Origin of the sequence: Luteolibacter pohnpeiensis (genome assembly GCF_016595435.1) — a bacterium.
Classification (GTDB): domain Bacteria; phylum Verrucomicrobiota; class Verrucomicrobiia; order Verrucomicrobiales; family Akkermansiaceae; genus Luteolibacter; species Luteolibacter pohnpeiensis.
On sequence record NZ_JAENIJ010000254.1, the window covers coordinates 1 to 300 of the forward strand.

Annotated in this window: 1 protein-coding gene; it reads right to left on the minus strand. The window is 61.0% G+C overall.

From position 1 onward, the window contains the following. A partial coding sequence (locus tag JIN85_RS22530; protein WP_425494642.1) for a transposase occupies positions 1 to 129 on the minus strand: 129 nt, incomplete at its 3' end. Positions 130 to 300 lie beyond the last annotated feature (171 nt).

The following is a 300-nucleotide window of genomic DNA, read 5'->3' on the forward strand; positions in this document are numbered from 1 at the left end:
GACTTTGGTGATGGGGGTGGTGGGGCGACCCGAGGTGCCGCTGACGAAGTGGCACGGGGTGACTCCGGCCCAGGCGGCGAGCTGGCGGGCGTTGCCGAAGAGCGCGATATCGGGGATCTCGGCGAGCATGATGTGACTGCTAATTTCACCGATGCCGGGGATGGAGCGGATGAGCTGGTCGCTCCTCCTGATGGTGGCGCTGGATTTGATGATGGCGTTGATGCGGAGACGGATGGCGGCGAGTTCCTTTTGTTCGGATTTGATTCTGCGTTTGAGGGATTTGAGGACGATGGGATCGAT